Origin of the sequence: Bacillus sp. SJS (assembly GCF_000732485.2) — a bacterium.
Lineage (GTDB): Bacteria > Bacillota > Bacilli > Bacillales > Bacillaceae > Metabacillus_B > Metabacillus_B sediminis.
Map to the genome: position 1 here is coordinate 1 of NZ_JAQV02000009.1, position 21,584 is coordinate 21,584.

Below are 21,584 nucleotides of genomic sequence, written 5' to 3' on the forward strand. Positions count from 1 at the left end.
CGGAGTTATCCCAGTCTTACAGGCAGGTTGCCCACGTGTTACTCACCCGTCCGCCGCTGACCTCCGAAGAGGTCCGCTCGACTTGCATGTATTAGGCACGCCGCCAGCGTTCGTCCTGAGCCAGGATCAAACTCTCCAAAAAGTAGTTTGACTAGCTCTTGTTTGTTGCTCTAGAATTAACGTTGGCACTTCGATTTGTTTAGTTTTCAAAGATCATTTTGTTTCGTCCGCTTCGTTTAGAAGCAACTTTATTACTTTACCACGTCTCAGGATGCGAGTCAACAACTTTTTTTAAGTTTAATAAACTGCTATATTCCCTTCGATGAGGCAAGAATTAAACTTTACCATGATATTTTACTAGAGTCAATCTTATTTTTTAATTTTTTCCTCCATACCAAGAAAACCTTCCGGCGGTGACTGAGTTGAGAATGCTGACCCAAAAGATTGCTGAAGAAATTATCATCCGTACAATGAAGATCATTCCATACAATATTAATATTATGGATGAAGAAGGGACAATTATTGCTACAGGAGAGAAAGCCCGCCTCCACAAACTCCATGAAGGGGCGCTTTTCGCATTGGAAAAGAACGGACGCATCGATATTAGTGAAGATACCGCTTCTTTATACAGAGGGGCAAAGCCTGGCGTCAATTTGCCTATCTTCTATAGAAAACAAATTATAGGTGTAATCGGAATAACCGGTCCGCCAGTTGAAGTTGGTGCTTTTGGTGAAATTGTGAAAATGGCCGCTGAACTAATTGTTGAACAGAACCAATTAGCTGCTCAGCTTCATATTAACAACCGGATGCGAGATGAAACCATTATTCAGTTTCTGAATGCCAAAATGGAAGATCGAGAAAAATGGATTAGCCGGGGCATACGCTTTGGCATTGATTTAGTGTTACCGAGAATGGCTGTCTTCTTCCGGCTTCAAAAACCTTCTGTTTTCAATCTTTCTTACACTAAGGGCCTCGTTGATCATTGGGTTAACGGGAAAGGACTCGTCATCCCATTATCGGAAACAGAACTTGTCATTCTATTTGAAATAGAGGGTCCTTATTCTGAGAATCAAAGAATTGCGCTGCTTGATCGGACGGCCGCTTTCCTGAAACGCTGCAACAGGAATAACCGATTTATTACAGCAGGATTGGGGGATTATGCAGAGGGTATAGTGCAGAATTCCTTCCGGCTGGCCAGGATTTCTTTATACTGCGGCGAAAGCCTCTATCCTGATCAGGACTTGTATGATTACCGCAGGCTCGCTTTGCCTGTACTTTCCTCCACCTTTGGCGACCAGGCGCTTGTTCATGAGTACAGAAGGATTAAATCCGCTCTGTTAAATTCAGAGCAGCATGCAGTTTTACTGGAAACCATTCAGGCTTATATCGAACTGGATGGAGAAATCAGCAAAATCTCTGAATCTCTTTTTATACATAGAAATACACTTAGGTACAGGCTTCAGAAAATTGAAGAGGTTACCGGATACAACCCTAAGACCATCAATGGAATAACGGCACTTTCCTTAGCTCTCATGCTAAACAATTAAGAGAACACCGCCGAATGTGCACCTGCACAACCAGCGGTGTTTTTGCTGCTCTCTTTTTGTTCTCTTGTACAATGATCTCCTTAAAGAAAACGCTTACAATTTAATTGAAGGGAGATGGAATAAATGAATATTGAGGTATCTTTACTGGGGGCACTTGCTTCCCTTATCATTGCAATTTTTCTCATATTAAAGAAAGTGCCTCCTGCATACGGGATGATTGCAGGGGCTTTAATCGGGGGACTGATAGGAGGAGTCAATCTTCCTGAAACAATTCTGCTGATGATTGCAGGAGCAAAAGATATTACACCGGCCATCTTGAGAATACTGGCCGCAGGGGTTTTAGCCGGCGTACTGATCAAATCGGGATCTGCAACGGTAATGGCTGAAACGATTGTCAGGAAAATCGGTGAAAAAAGGGCATTGCTTGCTCTTCTTCTTGCTACTCTCATCTTAACGACCGCTGGAGTCTTTATTGATGTCGCTGTTATTACAGTGGCTCCTATCGCGCTAGCCGTCGCCAAGCGTACAGGCATTAGCAAAACTGCCATTCTCCTGGCAATGATTGGCGGCGGGAAAGCCGGAAATCTGATGTCTCCGAATCCGAATGCCATTGCTGCGGCGGATGCTTTTCAGGTACCTTTAACGTCCGTAATGGCCGCCGGCATTATTCCCGCTTTTTTCGGTGTTGCCGTTACATATGTTCTTGCTAAGCGCCTGGTAATGAAGGGGGATGAAGTAAAGGAGTCAGATCTGGAGATAAAAAACGAGGAACACCTTCCATCATTTGCAGCGGCTATAAGCGGCCCGCTTGCAGCAATTATTCTGCTGTCGCTGCGGCCAATTGCCGGCATAGAAATAGATCCGATTCTTGCATTGCCAATCGGAGGAATTGTAACAGCTATTGCCACCCGGAACTCAAAAAACATTACCGCCTTTTCTGCATATGGACTGGAGAAAATGTCCGGTGTAGCCGTTATGCTGATTGGAACTGGGACACTTGCAGGTATCATTGCAAACTCTGCTTTAAAAGGGGTTTTGGTAGATGGGTTAACCGCAATGGGTTTGCCGGCCTTTATTCTTGCACCAGCATCAGGAATTTTCATGTCTATGGCAACGGCTTCAACAACTGCAGGAACAACAGTTGCGAGCACCGTTTTCGGTCCGGCTATCCTGGATCTCGGTGTGGCAGGAATTGCCGGAGCGGCTATGATCCACGCTGGAGCTACAGTTCTAGACCACCTTCCCCACGGCAGTTTTTTTCATGCAACAGGAGGAAGTGTTTTCATGAGTACGAAGGATCGGCTGAAGCTGATTCCATACGAAACGCTTATCGGACTGGTACTTACGATTATTTCTACACTCATTTTTGGAGTGTTAAAACTTTTCTAGAGAGGATGAACGAAGATGAAGATTGTTATAGCTCCCGACTCATTTAAAGAAAGCATGACCGCACCTGAAGCAGCACATGCTTTTTCAAAAGGATTTAAAAAAAGATGTCCGGAAGCGCATGTTGCGGAGATCCCTCTTGCAGACGGCGGAGAAGGGATGGTCCAGGCAATGGTTCACTCTTCTAACGGAGTTTTCATTAAAAAAACGGTAACCGGCCCTCTATCAAACCAAGTGGAAGCGGTCTATGGAATAATTGATGGCGGAAAAACGGCTGTCATCGAAATGGCGGAAGCATCCGGCCTCCACCTTGTCCCTCTCGCTTCAAGAAATCCTCTGCTCACAACAACAAAGGGTACAGGGGAATTGATCAGGGATGCGGCGTCTAAGGGCGTAAAGAAGATGATCCTCGGTATCGGGGGCAGCGCTACAAACGATGGCGGAGCTGGGATGGCGGAAGCATTGGGGGTTCGTTTGCTTACCTCATCAGGTACTCTGATCCAGCCTGGAGGCGGAGGTCTAAGTGAGCTTTTTTCTATTGATATAAGCGGGCTGCTTCCTGAACTAAAGGATATTGAATTCATCGCCGCTTGCGATGTGGACAATCCCCTTACCGGAGAAAAAGGCGCTTCCGCTGTATTCGGTCCGCAAAAAGGCGCCACACCAGCCATGGTAAAGGAATTGGATCAGAACCTTCTCCATCTTTCTTCTATTATAAAAAGAGATTTAGGAAAAGAAGTGAGAGATTGCGCAGGATCCGGTGCAGCCGGAGGTCTTGGCGCCGGACTAATGGCTTTACTAAATGCAAAGCTCAAGAAAGGAATTGATCTCGTTCTTGATGCGATTGATTTTGACCGCCTTATTGCAGGAGCCGATTTACTGATCACCGGCGAAGGCAAAATAGACAGTCAAACCTTGCATGGAAAAACACCGATGGGAGCTGCAAAAAGAGCTCTTACACAAAACATCCCCGTCATCGGAATTGCCGGTACACTTGGGAACAATGCGGAAATCCTCTTAGAAAACGGATTTACCTCCCTCTTTTCGATCTCGCCGGGGGCCATTTCCCTCGAGCAAGCATTGACAGACGGGCCGAAAAATATGGAGCAATTCGCTTTTAGCCTTGCAGGAATTTTACAGGTGAAAGGGAATGTTTAAAACGGACAGCTGCCTGAATGACTACGGCAGTTTTTTTCTTTTCCAGAAATTCTCTTTAAAATATGAACGGTATTCGTAACACCCGTCGTCTAAGTTTTGAAAGGGGGCAACCAATGAACGCCGGCAAATTAAAAGAAACCCATTCCTTAGATAAAGAAGAAGTCCTTCATGAATTGATGGATCAATACGCGGATGAATTGTCTTACCTTGCCTACTCCTATGTGAAAAACATAGAGACAGCAAAGGATTTAGTTCAAAATACGTTCGTCTCAGCTTATACGCACCTGGATTCATTTGAAGGCAACTCGAATATGAAAACATGGCTCTACCGAATTACGATCAATAAATGCAAGGATTACTTGAAAAGCTCCGCCTACAAAAAACTGGTGCTGACTGGAGCAGTGAAGGAAAACGCAGACACAGGAGCTAACCCTGCCCAAAGATTTGAACGTAAAGAACAGGCCACGGCCATTCGGCAGATTCTCGAAAAGCTGCCCGTTAAATACAGAGAGGTCATCATTATGATGTACTACCAGGAACTCACTACTAAAGAGATAGCAGAAGTGCTAAAAATACCGGAGGCGTCAGTCCGGACGAGACTTCGCAGAGCTAAAGACAAATTGACGCCTCTTCTTCAAAAGGAGGCCCTTGGATATGAATGATCCATTTAACAAAAAAGACTACCTTACTGATCATGAGAAACAGCAGCTGAGGTTCAGCAGGCACGACCGGAATATGGTATTTGAAAAAATCAGGCAGCAGCAGCCTGCAAAAGAACGTCCTTCAAGATTCAAAAAAGCGATGGCCTATGTCCTGACTCCAGCAGTCGTCGGATTAATTGCCATTCTGGTAGCTGTGCAAACACCGATAAAAGAAGACATTATTTCAGCCTTTCCCGCTCTAGGCTCTCTTTCTTCCCAATACGGAAGCCCGGAACTGAAGTCAGCTGTCCAAAAGAATAAACCGCAGATAATCAATCAGTCAGCAGAGGACAAAGGCATTAAAATCACGATTAAAGAAGTGCTCTATGACGGCCCCCGTATTTCCATGTACTACGAAGTGGATTACAAAGGGAAAGCATATGATCACATCCAGACCAATTTAACCTTTACCGCAAACGGTGAGGACATGCGCAATAAGCATATCCTGGGCGGTGACATGATGGGCATGCCAAAGGATGCACCGAAGAACCTTCATTTTGAAACCATTGAATTTAAGAAGAAAATGCCAAAAAAAATTAAACTCGAAATCAAATCAAAGTCTGTTTTCGTATCCAATAAAAACCGTAGTGGTCCTCCAAAAGAAATAATGGGAAAATGGGCATTTTCATTCCCAGTGGAGAAAAAAGGAACCGAATACCGCTACACGCCAAATATAAAAGCAAAGAAAGAATCCGAATTTTCCATAAAAGAAATTGTATTTGCGCCAACGGGCATTCAGCTTTCCACCAACATGTCCAATTGGAGAGGAAAGTATAATGACGATGCCCTTACTAGTTATTATCTGTTTGATGACAAAGGCAATCGGCTTGAAATTAAGAACCATGCACATACAGACTACGAACGAAAAGACGGCAAGATAAACGAAAGTACCATCGCGGTCTTCAAACCGATGCAGCGCATCCCGGAATTCGTTACAGTCCAATCCAAAAAATACTATTATCCTAGAGAAAATAAGCCTGTAACGAAGAGCATTGAAGAGAAGCTCCCTCTTTATATCCCGCAAAATAAAGACGGCGGACTTACAGTTACGAAGGTTGAACAGAAAAAGAATGAAGTGTGGATTCATTATGAGGTAAAAGGCGATGACCCCCAACTAAGAAAATACTTTTTCAAATTGTTAAAAGTAAAGGATGGGAAAGTGGCTGATTGGCTGGATGATCAAACGTTGAAATCTGCTGACAGCAGCAGGAAACACATCGCTAAATTCAAAACATCCTACAGCAAGGACTTACAATTTGAAGTATCATCACCGCCTGAAACGATAGAGGAGTTCAAAGTCAAAGTCCCTCTCAAAAAAGAATACCTTGAAAAAAGATGATATCAAAAAACCGGAGCCCCTTATATCAAGGCTCCGGTTTTTCACATTAATGATTCGCTAGGAAAACAAAATACAGAACAAAGATGACAAACAGTCCGTACATGACCGGATGGATTTCTTTTCTTCTTCCGCTCATGATCATCGTGATCGGGTAGAAGATGAAGCCCATGGCAATTCCTGTTGCGATGCTGTAGCTAAGCGGCATGGCAATGATGGTCAGGAAGGATGGAACCGCGATTTCGAATCGCTTCCAGTCGATTTCTCCAAGAGAGGAGACCATCAATACACCGACGATGATTAATGCCGGGGCTGTAACGGATGCCGTGATAACTGAGAGGAGCGGCGAGAAGAACAAGGCTAACAGGAATAGAGCGGCTGTTACGACCGATGCGAATCCTGTTCGGGCTCCCGCTGCTACTCCAGCGGATGATTCAATATAAGAAGTGGTTGTGGAAGTACCAAGGATTGCTCCAATCGTCGTGGCTCCCGCATCAGCGAAGAGCGCTTTTCCTGCACGCGGAAGTTTGTTATCCTTTGTCAATCCCGCTTGGTGGGAAACGGCAACGAGTGTGCCGGCAGTATCAAAGAAATCGACAAACAGGAATGTAAGGATGACAACAAGCATTTGCAGAGTGAAGATTTGATCCAAGTGTGTGATGGCTGCACCGAAAGTAGGTTCAAGGCTCGGAACTGCACCAACTACCTTTGTCGGAAGGTCGATGAGTCCTGTGGCCATACCCACGACAGCTGTAATCAGCATTCCGAAGAAAATTCCGCCGTTCACTTTTTTCACAAGCATGATGACCGTAATGATGACTCCAAAAACAGCCAGCAGTGTTTTCCCGTCACGGAAATTTCCAAGACCGACAAGGACGGCATCATTATTAACGATAATGCCTGCACTTTGAAAACCAACAAAAGTGATGAAAAGACCGATTCCGGCTCCGACGGCAAATTTCAGTTCTGCCGGTATCGCATTAATGATTTTCTCACGAAGTCCTGAGAGGGTTAAAAGAGTGAAGAAGATACCTGATACCAATACGCCCGACAAAGCTGTCTGCCATGGAATCCCCATCGTTAAAACAACGGAAAATGCAAAAAATGCGTTCAAACCCATACCCGGTGCCAGTGCAACGGGATAGCGGGCGAGCAGTCCCATGAGCAATGTTCCAACCGCAGCAGCCAGGGCTGTTGCCGTAAAGACCGCGCCCGGATCCATTCTCATGCTTGCAGGAAGATCTGGGACCGTGCTTAGAGAAAGGGTATTCGGATTGACGAATAGAATGTACGCCATGGAAAGGAAGGTGGTTAATCCGCCGATGATCTCTTTCCGATAATTCGTCCCGAGCTCTTCAAACTGAAAATACTTTTTCATCTTGTGGTTCCTCCTATTAATTAAGGAATCCGCCGCATATATTGAGAGGGTAAAAGAAAGGATAAGTTCAAACAAAAAGCGCCTCTGTATACATACAGAAAGCGCTTGACCGTTTACGATACAATGAATGCGCAAATTACGCATCCGTCCTATCGCCGTAGTCAAGCCATTTAAGGTAGCTTGGTAGAAACTCTTGGGCCATATCCCCAATATTATACGACGTATTACCTATTCACTTATATGAACATTCTATCAGCATGATTCGACAAAATCAATAGAAAAAACGAACATTTAATAAAAAATGTTCGTTTTCGTTCGTGTATCTATTCCCACTCAATGGTTGCAGGCGGTTTGCTCGTAATATCGTACACAACCCGGTTCACGTGGCTTACTTCATTGACAATTCTCGTGGAGATGACTTCAAGCACATCCCAAGGAATTCTTGCCCAGTCAGATGTCATACCATCAATGGATGTAACCGCGCGGATTCCAATTGTGTAGTCATACGTTCTTGCGTCACCCATAACCCCTACACTGCGGATATCAGGAAGAACCGTGAAGTACTGCCAGATTTCGCGTTCAAGATCGGCTTTCGCCACTTCTTCACGCAGGATGGCATCGGATTCGCGGACTATTTCCAGTTTATCTTCCGTAATCTCACCAAGCACGCGGATTCCAAGACCCGGTCCAGGGAAAGGCTGGCGCCAGACGATTTCATCCGGAATCCCCATTTCGCTTCCAAGAGCACGGACTTCGTCTTTAAACAGGGTGTTCAAAGGCTCGATCAGCTTGAATTGCATATCTTCTGGAAGTCCGCCGACGTTATGATGGGATTTAATCGTTTGGGCTGTTGCCGTGCCGCTCTCGATGATATCCGTATAAAGCGTTCCTTGTGCAAGGAATTCAATGCCTTTCAGTTTCGTTGCTTCATCATCAAAGACATAAATGAATTCATTTCCGATGATTTTACGTTTTTGCTCCGGATCGGAAACTCCCTTCAGCTTGTCCATAAACCGTTCCTTTGCATCGACTTTAATTACGTTCATATTAAAGCCTTCGCTGAAGGTTTTCATGACGCCCTCTGCTTCATCCTTGCGAAGCAGTCCGTGATCAACGAATATACAGGTCAGCTGATCGCCAATCGCTTTATGGATTAACACCGCTACAACAGATGAATCCACACCGCCGCTCAACGCGCACAATACGTTTTTGTTTCCTACTTGCTCACGGATTTTCTGCGTTTCGATTTCAATAAAATTTTCCATTGTCCACTCATCGTGGCACTGGCAAATCTCATGTACAAAGTTTTTAAGAAGATCATTTCCAAATTCAGAGTGGCGTACTTCAGGGTGGAACTGCACTCCATAAAGACGGCGTTCTTCATTGCTCATTGCAGCGAATGGGCAGGACGGGCTGACGGCGTCCACTTTGAACTGCGGCGGAATCTCGGCAACAAGATCTCCGTGACTCATCCAAACCGTTTGTTCTTCAGGCAATTGCGTGAACAAGGCTGGAGAGTCCTGAACTTTAATCCGGGCTTTTCCATATTCTCTATGGCCGGCTGCTTCAACGCGTCCGCCAAGGTAATGCGTCATCAGCTGCATACCGTAGCAAATGCCAAGTACAGGGATGCCAAGGTCAAAAATCCGTTCGTCACAGCGGAATGCATTCTCCCCATAAACGCTGTTCGGACCGCCTGATAAAATAATCCCTTTCGGATTGATTTTCTTAATCATGTCCGCTGTAAGCGTATGAGGATGAAGTTCGCTGTATACACCGATTTCACGGATTCTTCTCGTGATCAGCTGGTTATACTGGCTTCCAAAATCCAGTACAAGAATCATTTCCTGGTCTTGAATTGATATAGTCATAACGGCACCTCTTCTTCGTCTATTTGGAATTAAGAAAAGCGCAAGCGCCTTGCAGGAATGAAGTTCTGCTAAGTGCGAGGCGTCCTGTCGCAGCACAGAACTGACCCGCGTCCTGCGAGCCTCCGACAAGCATAAGGCCATCAGCCGGAGGAAGGCGGCATTCCTTCCGCAGGATGAGAGACTTAAGACCTCGGGGGGCTAGGCGCTGGAGCTGGACAAATCACCTTTTTAAAATAAATGATTTGGTAAAAACCACACATTCTTAAACGGCAAAAAAGCTGAAACTTGCCTTCATATATAAAAATATAAGAAGGCAGAATTCCAGCTTTTAACAGACTGTATCCTGCCTTCATAGTCAGATCATTTAAGGTAATCCGGTAGAGACTCTCGAACCATATTATCGAGGATATATGAAGGTGAAAATCGTTTAATTTTCCCCATTCTAACAATCAGATAGGATCCGGTCAAGATGATGTTCTTTTAATTAAATTTTCCCACAATTCAGCTATTTTATCCCACTCCGCTTTTGCATCATCTCTTTTGTACAGTGCTTTTTCATAGCCCTTTGTAATATGAAGCATGTCATGGGAGCTGAGCGAGTAGTCCACGGATTTGGCAAATTCTCTGAGCGTCTCTCCATCCTGCCTTTTCAGCCCAAACCTTTCCAGCTGTTTGAGCAGGGCTGGATAGGCTGAGAAAAACACCTCGTCATCGCTTCGGTTTTTATATCTTGCCAGCATGATGAATGTTAGCCATTTTTTTCTTGTCAAATACAGAACCGCTGCAAGCACCAAAACTCCTCCGATTACTGCATAAAAACCTGTGCTGCCGATACTGAACTTGCTCCAATCAAACGTTTGTTTAGATGGTGCGGGTTGATCCGGCGCTTCCGTATCCTCCGGTTTTTCCGGCTTCTGCTGCTCCGGCTGCGTCTCAGGGACAGGCGGCGGCTGTGTGCTTGATTCGGTATTCTCCGTAAAGCTGTACGGGTTTGTAAATCCCTTTGTCGGTTCAAACGGTACCCATCCAGCACCCGGAAAATAAACTTCAACCCAAGAGTGAGCATTATTATTGGTCACTTCATAGATCCGGCCGGAGCCTTCCGTATCCATCCCCTTATAATCTCCCTCGGTATATCCCTTCACCCATCTTGCAGGGATGCCGGAAGCACGGAGAAGAACGATCATCGAGGTTGAGAAATTATCACAATAGCCCTGCATCGTTTCAAACAGGAATTGATCCACATAATCCTGGTCCTCTGACGGCACCCCAACCTCCTGCGTATTATAGGAAAAGTCCGAACCGTTTAAATGGCGTTCGATTGCTTTCGCTTTATCATATAGATTTTCTTCCTTAGCCGTAAGCCCGCTTGCTAAATCCAAAACGCGCTGAGGCATTTCAGGAAGCTGTGTATAACGGTTCATTATGTCCTGCGGCACATTCTCTGTACTCTTTACCTCTTTTAGCAGGGTAATGTCATAGCTTGGATAATTGTACTTCACTTCGTAGGAATCGATTCTTTTCCCCTCCGGCACACCTGATGGGGTCATTTCCTCTGTATCCAGATTAACGAGAAGTCCTGATACTTCCTCCGAAACATATTCCGTTAGCCCCATAGGATAGATTACATGATCGTACCCATATTGACGGGCAATATCAATCCTCGCAGTAAGGCTCTCGGTTGGTGTTCCCGCTTCAGACCAGGTGATGCCGATGTTATCTTTTTCCGTAAGCTGGGTCTTCCTTTCTCTTTGAGAGGTTGTCCATCCTTTCCCGGAATACACATCCTTCGTTTCCACTCTCCAGTAATGCCGCTTATTTGATGAGGCAGTCAGGACCGGGGTGTTATCCTGCATAAACGCACCGCCAAGGCTTTCATCATTCGTCCCATATCCGATTTTTTTCATGCCTGACCCGCTTATCGCTTCATCAAGAGAACCATAGGCCGTCAAAAAAGGAACAGGATCCTGCCACTGCGGAGCGGCTTTCGGTGAGGCCATCCCTGAAACAATGGAGACCGCCACAAAAATTAAGAGAAGCATGGTCCATTTCAAACGCGTATACCTCTTTACTGTTAGCTGCTCCATTCCTTTCAGACGATCAAAGTTGAGCATGCCCAGCAGGAAAAACCCGGCGATGACAATCCGAATGACAGCTGAAGATGCGTCATACTCCGTAAATGTATCCAAAATCGTGACATAGATGAGGGTCATTACAAAGAAGAACAGGATGCGCTTTTGCACAATGATCCAGTAATTGAGCAAATAGACGAGCAGCCACAGCAGGACGAAAAACAGGAATGTCCGGAACGGTGAGGTCATTTCCATCCATGATGAGGCAGGAATAAGACCAGCATTGTAAACAAATTCACCAGCAAAGCTTCGGAATCCCTCGACGAGCGGCATTTCTTTGTAAAAAAGCTGTTCAAGCGCGATGGCAAGGAAGCCGAGCTGAAGCGGGATGGTAATCATCCACGTTACCCTTAAATAAGAAAGGAGGAAATTAAGGGCGATAAAGAGGACGAAAATCCAGGTCGACCCGGTGTCTGTATAAATGTCCAAAGGAACAAGCCATTCCCACAGCAAAAAGAAAGCAAACAAATAGTAAAGGAGGGCCGTTATTTTCGAAAAAAAGTCTCCACTTGGCAAGGTTAAAACCTTCATAAGCTCTTCACCTCTTTCAAGGCTTGATCAAAGAACCCTTCCGATACAGCTTCAGCCGCTATGCCCCTCTTGTTCAAGCGGTCGAGCAAAACCTCTTCCTCCTGGGTAAGGAGCTGATTCTTTTTCCGAATAAAATAAAGCTTGAGGTCGCTGTAGCTTGCCCGGTGCTCAAGCTTCCTGACGAGCTCCATCGTAAGAACGGATACGATAAACAGATTGGAGGAACGATAGCCCCCCTGGCTCGCCATCCGCTCCTCCCATATTGAAAAAGAGGCGGAGCTTGGTTCAGGATTTACCCTCGCAAGCTTGCGGAAAATCGTTTGAAGCTGTTTTTCTCCGGGCTGAACGGGTGTTGTATCCAATTCAGTTCCCAGCAAAATGAATCCAAGCGGAGCCCCTGTTTTTATAATGGCTTTTGCCAGAGAGGCCGTAAAGGTAATCATCGGTTCAAAGGAATCAGACGCTTGCTGATCCATAATCAGCATCACATCATGTGTGCGGGTCTGTTCAAATTCCTTTGTCATAAACGAATCTCTTTTTGCTGTAGCCTTCCAGTCAATCCACGCCATCCGGTCACCCGGCTGGTATTCGCGGATGCCGGATGCCATCGTCGTGTCTTTTATATAGCGCTGAGAGGAAGCGCTTGCCCCCTGCTCATACTGGGGCTTTGAATGCCTGTAGCCCATTGAAAAGGCAGTTGGGTAGACGAGAATGGTTTTATCCGTCTTCATCGTGACCTCTTTTTCAAACAAACCGAGAAGATCACCGGTTTTAATGCGGATGCGGGAAAAATGATGCTCTCCGCGCTTCATGGATTGAACCGTATACGTAAAAACAGCTTTTCGGCGGAATCCCAGGAAAAACAACTTTCTTGCCGGCTGATCAGCAGCGGTCTGCTTCAGACCCGACGGCAGGCATTCTTCAGCGATGATATAGATAAGCGGAAAGGGAAATGGTCTTTCGAGCGTAATCTCCCCTTTAAGAATTTCGCCCGCAGAAAACTGATCCTTGCTAAGCGTTCTTGCCGCTCGAAAGGTTTGAAGCGGATAAACAGCAAGCAGGATGGAGTAAACGGCAAAAGGCAGAAAGGCGTAAAAAAGAAACCAGCTGACGAAGCCGCCTTGAAACATCGCATAGCAAAAGGCAAGCGCCGTCAATAGCAGCAGCAGAATGAGTTTCCAGATCGATTTTAAGCTTCTCAGGATGTCCTTCAAGGGGTCATGGACCTCTTCACCGGCACAGGGGTGCGGCTGATAATCTCATGGACAAGGTCTGCGGCAGACTGTCCGTCATAACGGGCTTCTGATTTTAAAATCATGCGGTGGGGCAGGGCAAATGGAGCCAAATACTGAACATCATCAGGAATCACGTAATCTCTTCCGGCAAGAAAAGCATATGCTTTAGATGCTCTCATCAGGGCTACTGAACCCCTTGGACTTGCCCCAAGATAGACAGAAGGATGATTACGGGTTTTCGTGACGATCTCAATGATGTAGCGCTTCACGGTTTCATCCATATACACCTTTTCCATTTCATCCTGCAGCTGAATGAGCTCACTCTTCGTTATAACCGGTTCGATTTGGGCAATCGGCACTTCCCCATCCGCACGGTTCAGAACGAGAAGTTCTTCCTGCGGAGTCGGATAGCCCATTTTAATTTTAAATAGAAATCGGTCCAGCTGCGCTTCCGGAAGCGGGTACGTTCCTTCATATTCAATAGGATTCTGTGTAGCAAGGACAAAAAAAGGCTTGTCGAGTGACATCGTCTGCCCGTCAATCGTAACGTTCCCCTCCTCCATGCCTTCCAGAAGAGACGATTGGGTTTTTGGGGAGGTACGGTTAATTTCATCCGCCAGCACGATATTTCCCATAATCGGGCCGGGACGGTATTCAAACTCCATCTTCTGAGGGTTATATATAGAGATGCCTGTTACGTCAGAAGGCAGTAAATCCGGGGTAAATTGAATCCGTTTAAAGTCCGCACCGACCGATTTGGCAAGTGATCTCACAAGCATCGTTTTGCCGACTCCCGGAACATCCTCCAAAAGCACATGGCCCTTTGCCAGCAATGCGGTTAAACATAGAACAGCAGCCTCCCGTTTGCCTGCCATGACCTTCTCGATATTTTCTACTACTCTTCCAAGCTGAGGTTGTATTGTCTCCAAATATTCCATAGTTTCCTCCTAAATGAGAGATGACAGCATCAAATGATTACTATATTCGAAACCGGCTTTTGAAACCCTGCAAAGTCTATCTAAAAACGGGGTGGGAAATGCATACAATTCATCCGTGCTTAAGTCCTATAATTATCTCTAAATATTTCGACAATTAAAAGCGGTTTTTTAAAAGAACTTGTCTTATTTCCTATTTTCGCACGTTCCCTCTCTTTTTTCCAATACAAAAACGGCCGTGCTAACGCATCGTCCGTCCTCGTTCATTGGATATAGTTACTTAAATGAAAATTCGATTTTTCCGTTATTTAAAACAAGATACGCATCAAACGGATTTTTCTTGCCTTTAAACCCTTTGATCTTTTTCGTTTTGCCTTTTTCGCACAGCAATTTAATCTGCGCAGGACTGATGGTTTTATTTAATATTTTCTTATTAAAGGCTTGCTTGCAGCCGTTCTGATAGGCGGAACAGCCGTAGAAGGTTCGCCTGTCCATCATATCGCCTTCCTTGCAGGCCGGGCAGCGGCAAATGGCTCCATCTTGCTGGGCAGGTTCAATCCGGCCTTCAACTGTAAGGCGGCCCACATCCGTTTTAGCCTGCTCCATGAGGGCAAAGCACAGCTTCCCTGCATTTTCGATGAACACTTCCCTGGACTTTTGACCGGAACCAATCCCTTTCAAAAAGGTCTCCCATTTCGCGGTCATTTCCGGTTTTGAGAGAATTGTCCCCTCCACTGCATCGCACAAAATACTCCCTTTTTGGGTGACAAACACACTATTTCTGTTTACTTCTATAAACTCACGGAGGATCAGCGTATCGATGATCCCTGCTCTTGTCGCTTCTGTTCCAAGTCCTTCGGCAGCATTCAGGGCTTCCTTCATTTCCTTGTCTTCAATGTATTTTCCAGCCGTTTTCATCAGCGTTATCAGCTGGCCGAGTGTGTACGGCTTCGGCGGCTCAGTCATGCCGTTTTTCACAGCGAGAACAGCCCTTGCCGCTTCCCCTTCTTGAACCGCAGGCAGCCGCTGCTCTTCCTCATTTTTCGGTTCCTTCCCCTCGAGGTTTTTCCAGCCGTTTATTTTGACGGTCTTCCCCTTCGTCAGAAAATCGTTTTTCCCGATTGAAGTGGTGATGACGGTTTCGTCATACACATGGTCGTCCAAAAACATTTTGAGCATGCTTTTTACGACCTCTTCGTACACGGTTTTTTCCGGCGGAGAAAAAGCAGCGAATTTAGCCGGGGATACAAGCTTTTCTGTCGGAATAATGGCATAGTGATCTTTCACCTTGCTCGAATCTACGTATCTTTTGGATGGGTATAGGGACTTGGGTGCAAACGATAAGGAAAAGGTAGTTTTATAGCCTTCCAGGTTCCCTTTTAAGTATGAAAATTCTTCTTCCGTGATGTATTGGCTATCTGTCCTTGGATACGAAACAAACCCCTTTTCATATAGCTTTTGGACCGTTTTCAAAACAGTGGTCGGGCTCATTTTCGTCCGTCTGTTCAGGCTTGCCTGCAGGGTCGAAAGGCTATGAAGCTTCGGCGGCTTGATCCGCTTTTCCTGGACGGAAATGTCTTTTACGGCGGCTTGATATTCATTCGTGTCCGGTGTGATATCAGGACGTATTTCCTTTTGCATGTCCTCTTCGGATTTAAATTTCTTTGGAATTTTCCCCTTATAGGTGCCGTTCTTTACGGTAAATTCTCCTTCCAGCTCAAAGAACGGCTCTGGTTTGAATTGTTCAATTTCCTTCTGCCGGTCATAGATCAGCTTCAGCACTGGAGTCTGCACCCTGCCTACACTGAAATTCTCTCTTACTCCTTTTTGCTGAAGAAGAAGGGTATATAGGCGGCTCGCATTGATCCCTATAAGCCAATCACCGATTTGCCTCGCCTGCGCTTCGTAAAAAAGCGGTTCGCTTTCCTTGCCGTCTTTCAGGTTGGAAAATCCGTTTTTCACGGCATTTTCTGTATAGGAAGAAAGCCAAAGCCGTTTCATCGGTTTATGGGCGGCACCGGACATCATGATGAGAAGACGGGCAATGTTTTCGCCCTCTCTCGCTGCATCTGTGCCGATAATAATTTCAGAAGCTTCCTTCAGCATCGATCGGACGATCCTGAATTGCTTTGCCTTGTCTTTCGATATTTTGTATTCGAATTTTTCGGGAATAATCGGCAATGTCTCAAGCGACCATTTTTTCCAGGTTTGATTGTATTCGTCCGGGTTCTTTAAATCGACTAAATGTCCAATAGCCCACGTAATAACGGCTCCTTTCGGAAATGGACCGCACGGCTTTATCTCAATATAGCCCTCTTTTTTCACTGATGGAAAAGGAGCAGCGAGCAGCTTGCCCTGATCGGGTTTTTCCGCCAATATGACGATCAATGTGATTCTCCCCTTATCCTTTATTCATTTGCCCAAGCGCTGCAGGCAAACAGGTGTTTCTCTTTCTTTATTTTCTCACGTTCCGCTTCTTTTTTCCAATACAATGATGGAGGGGTATTTATCTTGAATGACTGAAAAATTCATCATAAACCACCGGAAAGTCTGAATAACACTCTAGTCTTGACTTCGAAACGGCCATGCTTAAGGATTAGTGGCGGCTTTTATAGATAAAACCCCCGGGGATTGTCCCGGGGGTCTCGATTTCCATTATTTTTTTATTAACGCTGGCGGGCAAGCTCTTTGGAAGGAGGCTTATGGATGGCGAGTCCTGCGAGATCCTCTACCGCTTCGAGCAGCCCTTCATTCATGCTTGGGTGCGGATAAAGAGGGAACGATAGGTCTTCCACCCTCGCCGCCATTTCAAGCGCAGTGATGCCGGTGCTGATCAATTCGGCCGCTCCGTTCCCCATTAAATGGATGCCAAGAATGACCTCATTTTCTGCATCAGAAACCACTTTGGCAAATCCGTCTTTTTGCCCTGAAAGAGAAGCGAAGCCGTTTCCTGCAAAAGAAAACATCCCTGTCTTTACTTTATGTCCCCCAGCTTTCGCTTCTTCTTCTGTTAACCCCGCACAGGCGATTGGCGGCTGGCTTCGGATGACCATCGGAATGAACCCGTCATTCCATTCGGCTGGAAGTCCGGCAATAGATGCGGCTGCGGCTTTCCCCTGACTGATCGCTTTGACAGCCAGCTGAATTCCGCCTGTAATATCGCCGATTGCCCAAATATGGGATAGGGATGTCCGGCATTCCCGGTCAACCTGCACGAAGCCCCGGGAATCTGTTTTCATGCCAAGACGGTTCAGCCCTAGCTCCTCTGAGTTGCCCTGAAACTCCGTCTGTAAATAAAGATGTGTTCCTTCAATTTCAAGCTCTGTTCCATCATCTGCTTTAAATAAAGCTTTCAGGGTGCCCTCCTGTTTCAGGGCTTGCTTGAGTTCCATTCCCTGCTTCCATTTGATTTTCGTTTTTTTCATAACCCTTATAAGCTCTTTCTCTATGGAAGCATCCAGTCCCGAAAACCCGTGTTCATGAACCAGGGTGACCTCGCTGCCCAAAGACCGGTAGCTGAATGCCGCTTCAATCGCCGTATAATCGTTTCCATATAAAATCAGATGTTCCGGTAAGCTTTCAAGGCTGTACAGGGATCTCGAATCCAGAATATATGGTGGATCTACTGCAGCGGCTGAATGAGAAACAGGGGAGGTTCCGGCTGCAATGATGGCGGCTTTGAATGAATAAACCTGAAAATCATCTCCGTTTTCCACTCCGATCCGATCATCAGATAAAAACGACGCTTTCCCTCTGATCAGCTCCACCTTATGCTGCCGGCAAAGTGCCTCCACTCCTTTTCTCAAATTGGCTGTCACTTGATTTTTGTATTCAGCGGTTTGAGAAAGGTCAAATGAAACGTGGGACATGCTGATTCCCAAGCCGCCCATTTTAGAAAGCTCTCCATATTTGGCCGATACGTGGGCGAGCACCTTCGATGGGATACAGCCCTGATTTAGGCAAACACCGCCAAGGTCCCCCTTTTCAACCAGGGTAACCTCCTTCCCAAGCTGTGCAGCCCGGATTGCCGCTGTGTAGCCTCCGGGTCCCCCGCCGATGATGACCAGTTCTCTTTCCTGCGCCAATTCTCCGACTACCATTACACCAGCTCCACAATCAGCAATTTGGGATGTTCTATCAGTTCTTTAAACCGGTTTGTAAACGCGACTGCCGCCGCCCCGTCCGCGACCCGGTGATCGAAGGACATGGACACGTTCATCATTAAACCAATCACAATCTCCCCGTTTCGGACAACAGGCTTTTCCTTCGTCGTATGGAAGGCCATTAATCCGGTTTCCGGATGATTAATGACAGGAGTGGCTCCTATGCTTCCAAGCGGTCCAACGTTGCTGATGGTGAACGTTCCGCCCGTAAGCTCCGACCGGATCAAACGGTTTTCTCTCGCTTTTTCATTCAATTCCTTCATCTCTTTATGAATTTCCAGGATCGATTTCGTTTCCACCTGGTGCAGCACCGGTACGATTAGCCCATCCGGCGAATCAACGGCAAGGCCGATGTTGTATTCCGATTCAAGGACAATGACTTCCCGTTCTTCATCAAGCTTGGCGTTGAATACAGGAAAGTCCTTTAATGCCATGGCAGCAGCCTTGATAAAAAAAGCGGCGGCCGAAATGGAGCGGCCCGCTTCCTTCAGTTCGTTTCTGAAGGTCATTAGCTCTGTCATATCGACTTCTTCAAAATGGGTAACATGCGGAATCGTTTTGAGGGAATGAACCATTCTCTTCGCGATTTGCTTTCTTCTTCCCTTGAATGGAATGGTCTGCTTTTGACCTTTTGTCACCGGCACGGCTGCAGGTTTTTCTTCTGCCGCAGGCGCTTCCTTCACCGGTTCCGGCTGCTCTTGCTTCGCTGCAAGACCCAATACATCTTCATCCGTCACTCTTCCTGCGGGTCCGGTGCCCTTGAGCTGTTCAATATCAATCCGGTTTTCCCTTGCAAGCTTTCTCGTAAAAGGAGTGGCGAGCACTCTGGCTGAAGCTGGCCGGGTCTTAGGAGTGCTTTCCTTTATAGGGACTGCTCCTCCTTCGTCCGTCTCAATGACAAGAAGCGTCGTTCCTACCGATACCGTTGTCCCGGGTTCTATAAGAATTTCTTTCACGACCCCCGCCCCCGGAGAAGGAAGTTCTGCCGTCATTTTGTCCGTTTGCACTTCGATGAGGGGCTGATCCCGTTCGACTCTCTCTCCGTGTTTAACGAAATAGTGAAGAATGTCTCCCTCTGTCATACCCTCTCCAATATCATGAAGCTTGACTTCCAGCATCTTTCCACCCGCCTCCCTTTAATAGTGAATGACTTTTTCAACCGCCTGAATGATTCGTTCCGTATCAGGAAGATAGTGCTCCTCCAGTGAAAAAAATGGAACAGGTACATCAAAACCGCTCACTCTTGTAATCGGTGCCCGCAGGTATAGAAAAGACGTATCATTGATAACACCCATCACGTCATTTGCCAGTCCCCCGGTAGCATGTGCTTCCTGAACGATAACCGCTCTGCCTGTTTTCTGCACAGATTCTGCTATCGTTTCTTTATCCAGCGGATAGAGTGTTCTTAAATCAATCACTTCACAGCTGACTCCCGTCTGCTCAAGCTTCTCGGCAGCCTTGGAGGCCTGGACTGCCATCGCTCCCCAGGCGATCAGGGTCACGTCGCTGCCCTCTCTCCGCCTGGCCGCTTTCCCGATTTCCACTCTGTATTCACCCTCCGGCACCTCTTCCTTGCCTGCACGGTAGAGCCTTAACGGTTCAAGGAAGAGAACGGGATCCGGATCTTCGATGCTTGCGATGAGCAAGCCTTTTGCATCATATGGAGTGGACGGACAAACAACCTTCATTCCAGGCATGTGGGTAAACAGGGCTTCTGCGCTGTCAGAATGAATTTCCGGCGCCCGTATTCCGGCACCGTACGGAGCTCGGATCACCATTGGAACCGTGTATTTCCCCATCGTTCTCATTCGGATTCTGGTTGCATGGGTTGCGATTTGCTCATACGCCGGATAGATAAATCCGAGGAACTGGATCTCCGCTACCGGAATCATCCCATTGATTGCCATGCCGATTGCAGTCCCCATTAGCCCCGCTTCACTTAGCGGGGTATCCATCACCCGCTCTTCCCCAAACTCCTCCATCAGCCCTTCTGTTGCGCGGAATACCCCGCCGTTGCTGCCGATATCCTCGCCAAGCAGCACCACTTCTTCCTTCTTTTGAAGCATCGTACGGAGACCATCCGTAACAGCCTGAACCATTGTCAGCTTGTTTGTTTTCACTCTCATTTCCATACTCATCGGCCTGCACCTCTTATTTGGTTCATGTATTCTTCCTTCTGCTCCCGAATCGTCCAGGTTGGCTCCGCAAATACATGGTCAAACAAATCATTGACATCAGGCGGAGGGAAGGCTTCCATTTCGGCAACGGCTCCTTCGATCTGTTCCTCTGCTTCCTTTTGCACGAGGTTAGCCCAATCGTCCTCCCAGATTCCCTCATTTTTCATATAGCGCTCAAGCCGGAGAAGCGGATCGATCGTCCTTTTTTTGCTCAGGCTTTCCTCCTGATTTCTGTACTTCTTCGGATCGTCCGCTGTCGTGTGGGCACCGTATCTCCACGTCACGGCCTCAAGCAATGTCGGCCCCTCTCCTTGCCTGGCGCGTTCGAGAGCCTGTTTCGTATAAAAATAAACCGCGAAAATATCATTGCCGTCGATTCTGTAGCCCGGAATGCCGTAGGCAACAGACTTCTGAGCTATTGTCCTAGAATTCATCTGTTTTTCAATCGGCACGGAAATCGCAAAATGATTATTTTGATTAAAAAAGACAACCGGAGATTTAAAAACACTCGCAAAATTAAGTCCCTCGTGGAAATCTCCTTCAGAGGTCGCCCCATCGCCAAAATAAACGATGGCGGCATTGCCGGTTCCTCTGCGTTTCTCAGCAAGAGCCGCCCCCGCAGCATGCGGAAGCTGGGTGGCAATCGGTACAGCCGGAGGAAAAATTCGTTTCCCGCTTGGAACGGTGCAGCCTTCCATTCTTCCGTTCCAATACAACAAAACATGCGGAAGCGAGTGGCCGAAGGTAATTGCGGCAGCATGGTCACGATAGGTCGGAAACAGCCAATCGCGTTCCTTCAGAGCAGAGGCGCTGCCGACCTGCGCCGCTTCCTGGCCTTCAAACGGAGCATACGTGCCAAGGCGCCCCTGTCTTTGCAGAGAGATCGCTTTCCGGTCAAACGTCCGTACGAGAATCATTTTTTCATACATTTCCTTTGTAAGAGACTCTGAGATATAGGATTTAAATTCCTCGTTTACAAGATTCCCGTTTTCATCCATAATCTGAATCATTTCAAATCCGTTTTCCATGCTTTC

At 46.7% G+C, this 21,584-nt stretch carries 15 protein-coding genes, 1 rRNA gene and 2 riboswitches; of the genes, 5 read left to right on the forward strand and 11 right to left on the reverse strand.

Going from position 1 to position 21,584, the window contains the following annotated elements; translation table 11 throughout:
* Positions 1 to 142, reverse strand: a 16S ribosomal RNA gene (locus AS29_RS04825); the annotation flags it as partial.
* A 286-nt stretch (positions 143 to 428) separates the two neighbouring features.
* On the opposite strand from AS29_RS04825, the gene AS29_RS04830 reads away from it, so the two are divergent.
* The 5 genes from AS29_RS04830 to AS29_RS04850 all read left to right on the forward strand — a co-directional run bounded on the left by AS29_RS04830 (position 429) and on the right by AS29_RS04850 (position 6,131).
* A complete protein-coding gene (locus AS29_RS04830) occupies positions 429 to 1,547 on the forward strand; it encodes a CdaR family transcriptional regulator (protein WP_231889907.1) in 1,119 nt (372 codons plus the stop codon).
* 123 nt (positions 1,548 to 1,670) lie between these two features.
* The gene (locus AS29_RS04835; RefSeq protein WP_035408308.1) at positions 1,671 to 2,936 is read left to right on the forward strand and encodes a GntP family permease; all 1,266 of its coding nucleotides are present in this window, start codon (positions 1,671 to 1,673) and stop codon (positions 2,934 to 2,936) included.
* A 15-nt stretch (positions 2,937 to 2,951) separates the two neighbouring features.
* Positions 2,952 to 4,091 (forward strand): glycerate kinase, encoded by a 1,140-nt coding sequence (locus AS29_RS04840; protein ID WP_035408311.1) that lies wholly within the window; start codon positions 2,952 to 2,954, stop codon positions 4,089 to 4,091.
* Positions 4,092 to 4,204: 113 nt separating this feature from the next.
* Positions 4,205 to 4,753 (forward strand): sigma-70 family RNA polymerase sigma factor, encoded by a 549-nt coding sequence (locus AS29_RS04845; RefSeq protein WP_035408313.1) that lies wholly within the window; start codon positions 4,205 to 4,207, stop codon positions 4,751 to 4,753.
* Complete coding sequence (locus AS29_RS04850) at positions 4,746 to 6,131, forward strand: DUF4179 domain-containing protein (RefSeq protein WP_035408314.1); 1,386 nt, start codon at positions 4,746 to 4,748, stop codon at positions 6,129 to 6,131. The genes AS29_RS04845 and AS29_RS04850 overlap by 8 nt, the downstream gene beginning before the upstream one ends.
* A 46-nt stretch (positions 6,132 to 6,177) precedes the next feature.
* On the opposite strand, the gene AS29_RS04855 is transcribed toward AS29_RS04850, so the two are convergent.
* The 10 genes from AS29_RS04855 to pdhA form a co-directional block, all read right to left on the reverse strand.
* Positions 6,178 to 7,506, reverse strand: coding sequence for an NCS2 family permease (locus tag AS29_RS04855; protein ID WP_035408317.1), 1,329 nt, complete (start codon positions 7,504 to 7,506; stop codon positions 6,178 to 6,180).
* 138 nt (positions 7,507 to 7,644) lie between these two features.
* Positions 7,645 to 7,746, reverse strand: a riboswitch (purine riboswitch).
* 83 nt (positions 7,747 to 7,829) lie between these two features.
* Entirely contained in the window at positions 7,830 to 9,377 is a 1,548-nt protein-coding gene (gene guaA / locus AS29_RS04860) for a glutamine-hydrolyzing GMP synthase (protein WP_035408319.1), read from the reverse strand.
* Between the two features lie 332 nt (positions 9,378 to 9,709).
* A riboswitch (purine riboswitch) is annotated at positions 9,710 to 9,811 on the reverse strand.
* A gap of 30 nt (positions 9,812 to 9,841) precedes the next feature.
* The gene (locus AS29_RS04865) at positions 9,842 to 12,040 is read right to left on the reverse strand and encodes a DUF4129 domain-containing transglutaminase family protein (RefSeq protein ID WP_051860697.1); all 2,199 of its coding nucleotides are present in this window, start codon (positions 12,038 to 12,040) and stop codon (positions 9,842 to 9,844) included.
* Positions 12,037 to 13,254, reverse strand: coding sequence for a DUF58 domain-containing protein (locus AS29_RS04870; RefSeq protein ID WP_035408321.1), 1,218 nt, complete (start codon positions 13,252 to 13,254; stop codon positions 12,037 to 12,039). The genes AS29_RS04865 and AS29_RS04870 overlap by 4 nt, the downstream gene beginning before the upstream one ends.
* A complete protein-coding gene (locus AS29_RS04875) occupies positions 13,251 to 14,213 on the reverse strand; it encodes an AAA family ATPase (protein ID WP_035408324.1) in 963 nt (320 codons plus the stop codon). The genes AS29_RS04870 and AS29_RS04875 overlap by 4 nt, the downstream gene beginning before the upstream one ends.
* 273 nt (positions 14,214 to 14,486) lie before the next feature.
* Positions 14,487 to 16,598: a type IA DNA topoisomerase gene (locus AS29_RS04880; RefSeq protein WP_035408325.1), complete on the reverse strand. Its 2,112-nt coding sequence runs from the start codon at positions 16,596 to 16,598 to the stop codon at positions 14,487 to 14,489.
* A 278-nt stretch (positions 16,599 to 16,876) separates the two neighbouring features.
* Positions 16,877 to 18,310 (reverse strand): dihydrolipoyl dehydrogenase family protein, encoded by a 1,434-nt coding sequence (locus AS29_RS04885; RefSeq protein WP_035408327.1) that lies wholly within the window; start codon positions 18,308 to 18,310, stop codon positions 16,877 to 16,879.
* Complete coding sequence (locus AS29_RS04890; RefSeq protein ID WP_197491577.1) at positions 18,310 to 19,491, reverse strand: dihydrolipoamide acetyltransferase family protein; 1,182 nt, start codon at positions 19,489 to 19,491, stop codon at positions 18,310 to 18,312. The genes AS29_RS04885 and AS29_RS04890 overlap by 1 nt, the downstream gene beginning before the upstream one ends.
* A gap of 18 nt (positions 19,492 to 19,509) precedes the next feature.
* Complete coding sequence (locus AS29_RS04895; protein ID WP_035408432.1) at positions 19,510 to 20,505, reverse strand: alpha-ketoacid dehydrogenase subunit beta; 996 nt, start codon at positions 20,503 to 20,505, stop codon at positions 19,510 to 19,512.
* 2 nt (positions 20,506 to 20,507) lie between these two features.
* Entirely contained in the window at positions 20,508 to 21,578 is a 1,071-nt protein-coding gene (gene pdhA / locus AS29_RS04900; RefSeq protein WP_035408329.1) for a pyruvate dehydrogenase (acetyl-transferring) E1 component subunit alpha, read from the reverse strand.
* Positions 21,579 to 21,584 lie beyond the last annotated feature (6 nt).

Excerpts from the sequence above, each read along its gene's own strand:
- AS29_RS04890 (WP_197491577.1), bottom strand. The coding sequence starts at position 19,491 with ATGCTGGAAGTCAAGCTTCATGATATTGGAGAGGGTATGACAGAGGGA.
- AS29_RS04855 (WP_035408317.1), bottom strand. The coding sequence starts at position 7,506 with ATGAAAAAGTATTTTCAGTTTGAAGAGCTCGGGACGAATTATCGGAAA.
- AS29_RS04835 (WP_035408308.1), top strand. The coding sequence starts at position 1,671 with ATGAATATTGAGGTATCTTTACTGGGGGCACTTGCTTCCCTTATCATT.
- AS29_RS04830 (WP_231889907.1), top strand. The coding sequence starts at position 429 with ATGCTGACCCAAAAGATTGCTGAAGAAATTATCATCCGTACAATGAAG.
- AS29_RS04865 (WP_051860697.1), bottom strand. The coding sequence starts at position 12,040 with ATGAAGGTTTTAACCTTGCCAAGTGGAGACTTTTTTTCGAAAATAACG.
- AS29_RS04875 (WP_035408324.1), bottom strand. The coding sequence starts at position 14,213 with ATGGAATATTTGGAGACAATACAACCTCAGCTTGGAAGAGTAGTAGAA.
- pdhA (WP_035408329.1), bottom strand. The coding sequence starts at position 21,578 with ATGGAAAACGGATTTGAAATGATTCAGATTATGGATGAAAACGGGAAT.
- AS29_RS04895 (WP_035408432.1), bottom strand. The coding sequence starts at position 20,505 with ATGGAAATGAGAGTGAAAACAAACAAGCTGACAATGGTTCAGGCTGTT.
- AS29_RS04885 (WP_035408327.1), bottom strand. The coding sequence starts at position 18,310 with ATGGTAGTCGGAGAATTGGCGCAGGAAAGAGAACTGGTCATCATCGGC.
- AS29_RS04850 (WP_035408314.1), top strand. The coding sequence starts at position 4,746 with ATGAATGATCCATTTAACAAAAAAGACTACCTTACTGATCATGAGAAA.
- AS29_RS04845 (WP_035408313.1), top strand. The coding sequence starts at position 4,205 with ATGAACGCCGGCAAATTAAAAGAAACCCATTCCTTAGATAAAGAAGAA.
- AS29_RS04840 (WP_035408311.1), top strand. The coding sequence starts at position 2,952 with ATGAAGATTGTTATAGCTCCCGACTCATTTAAAGAAAGCATGACCGCA.
- guaA (WP_035408319.1), bottom strand. The coding sequence starts at position 9,377 with ATGACTATATCAATTCAAGACCAGGAAATGATTCTTGTACTGGATTTT.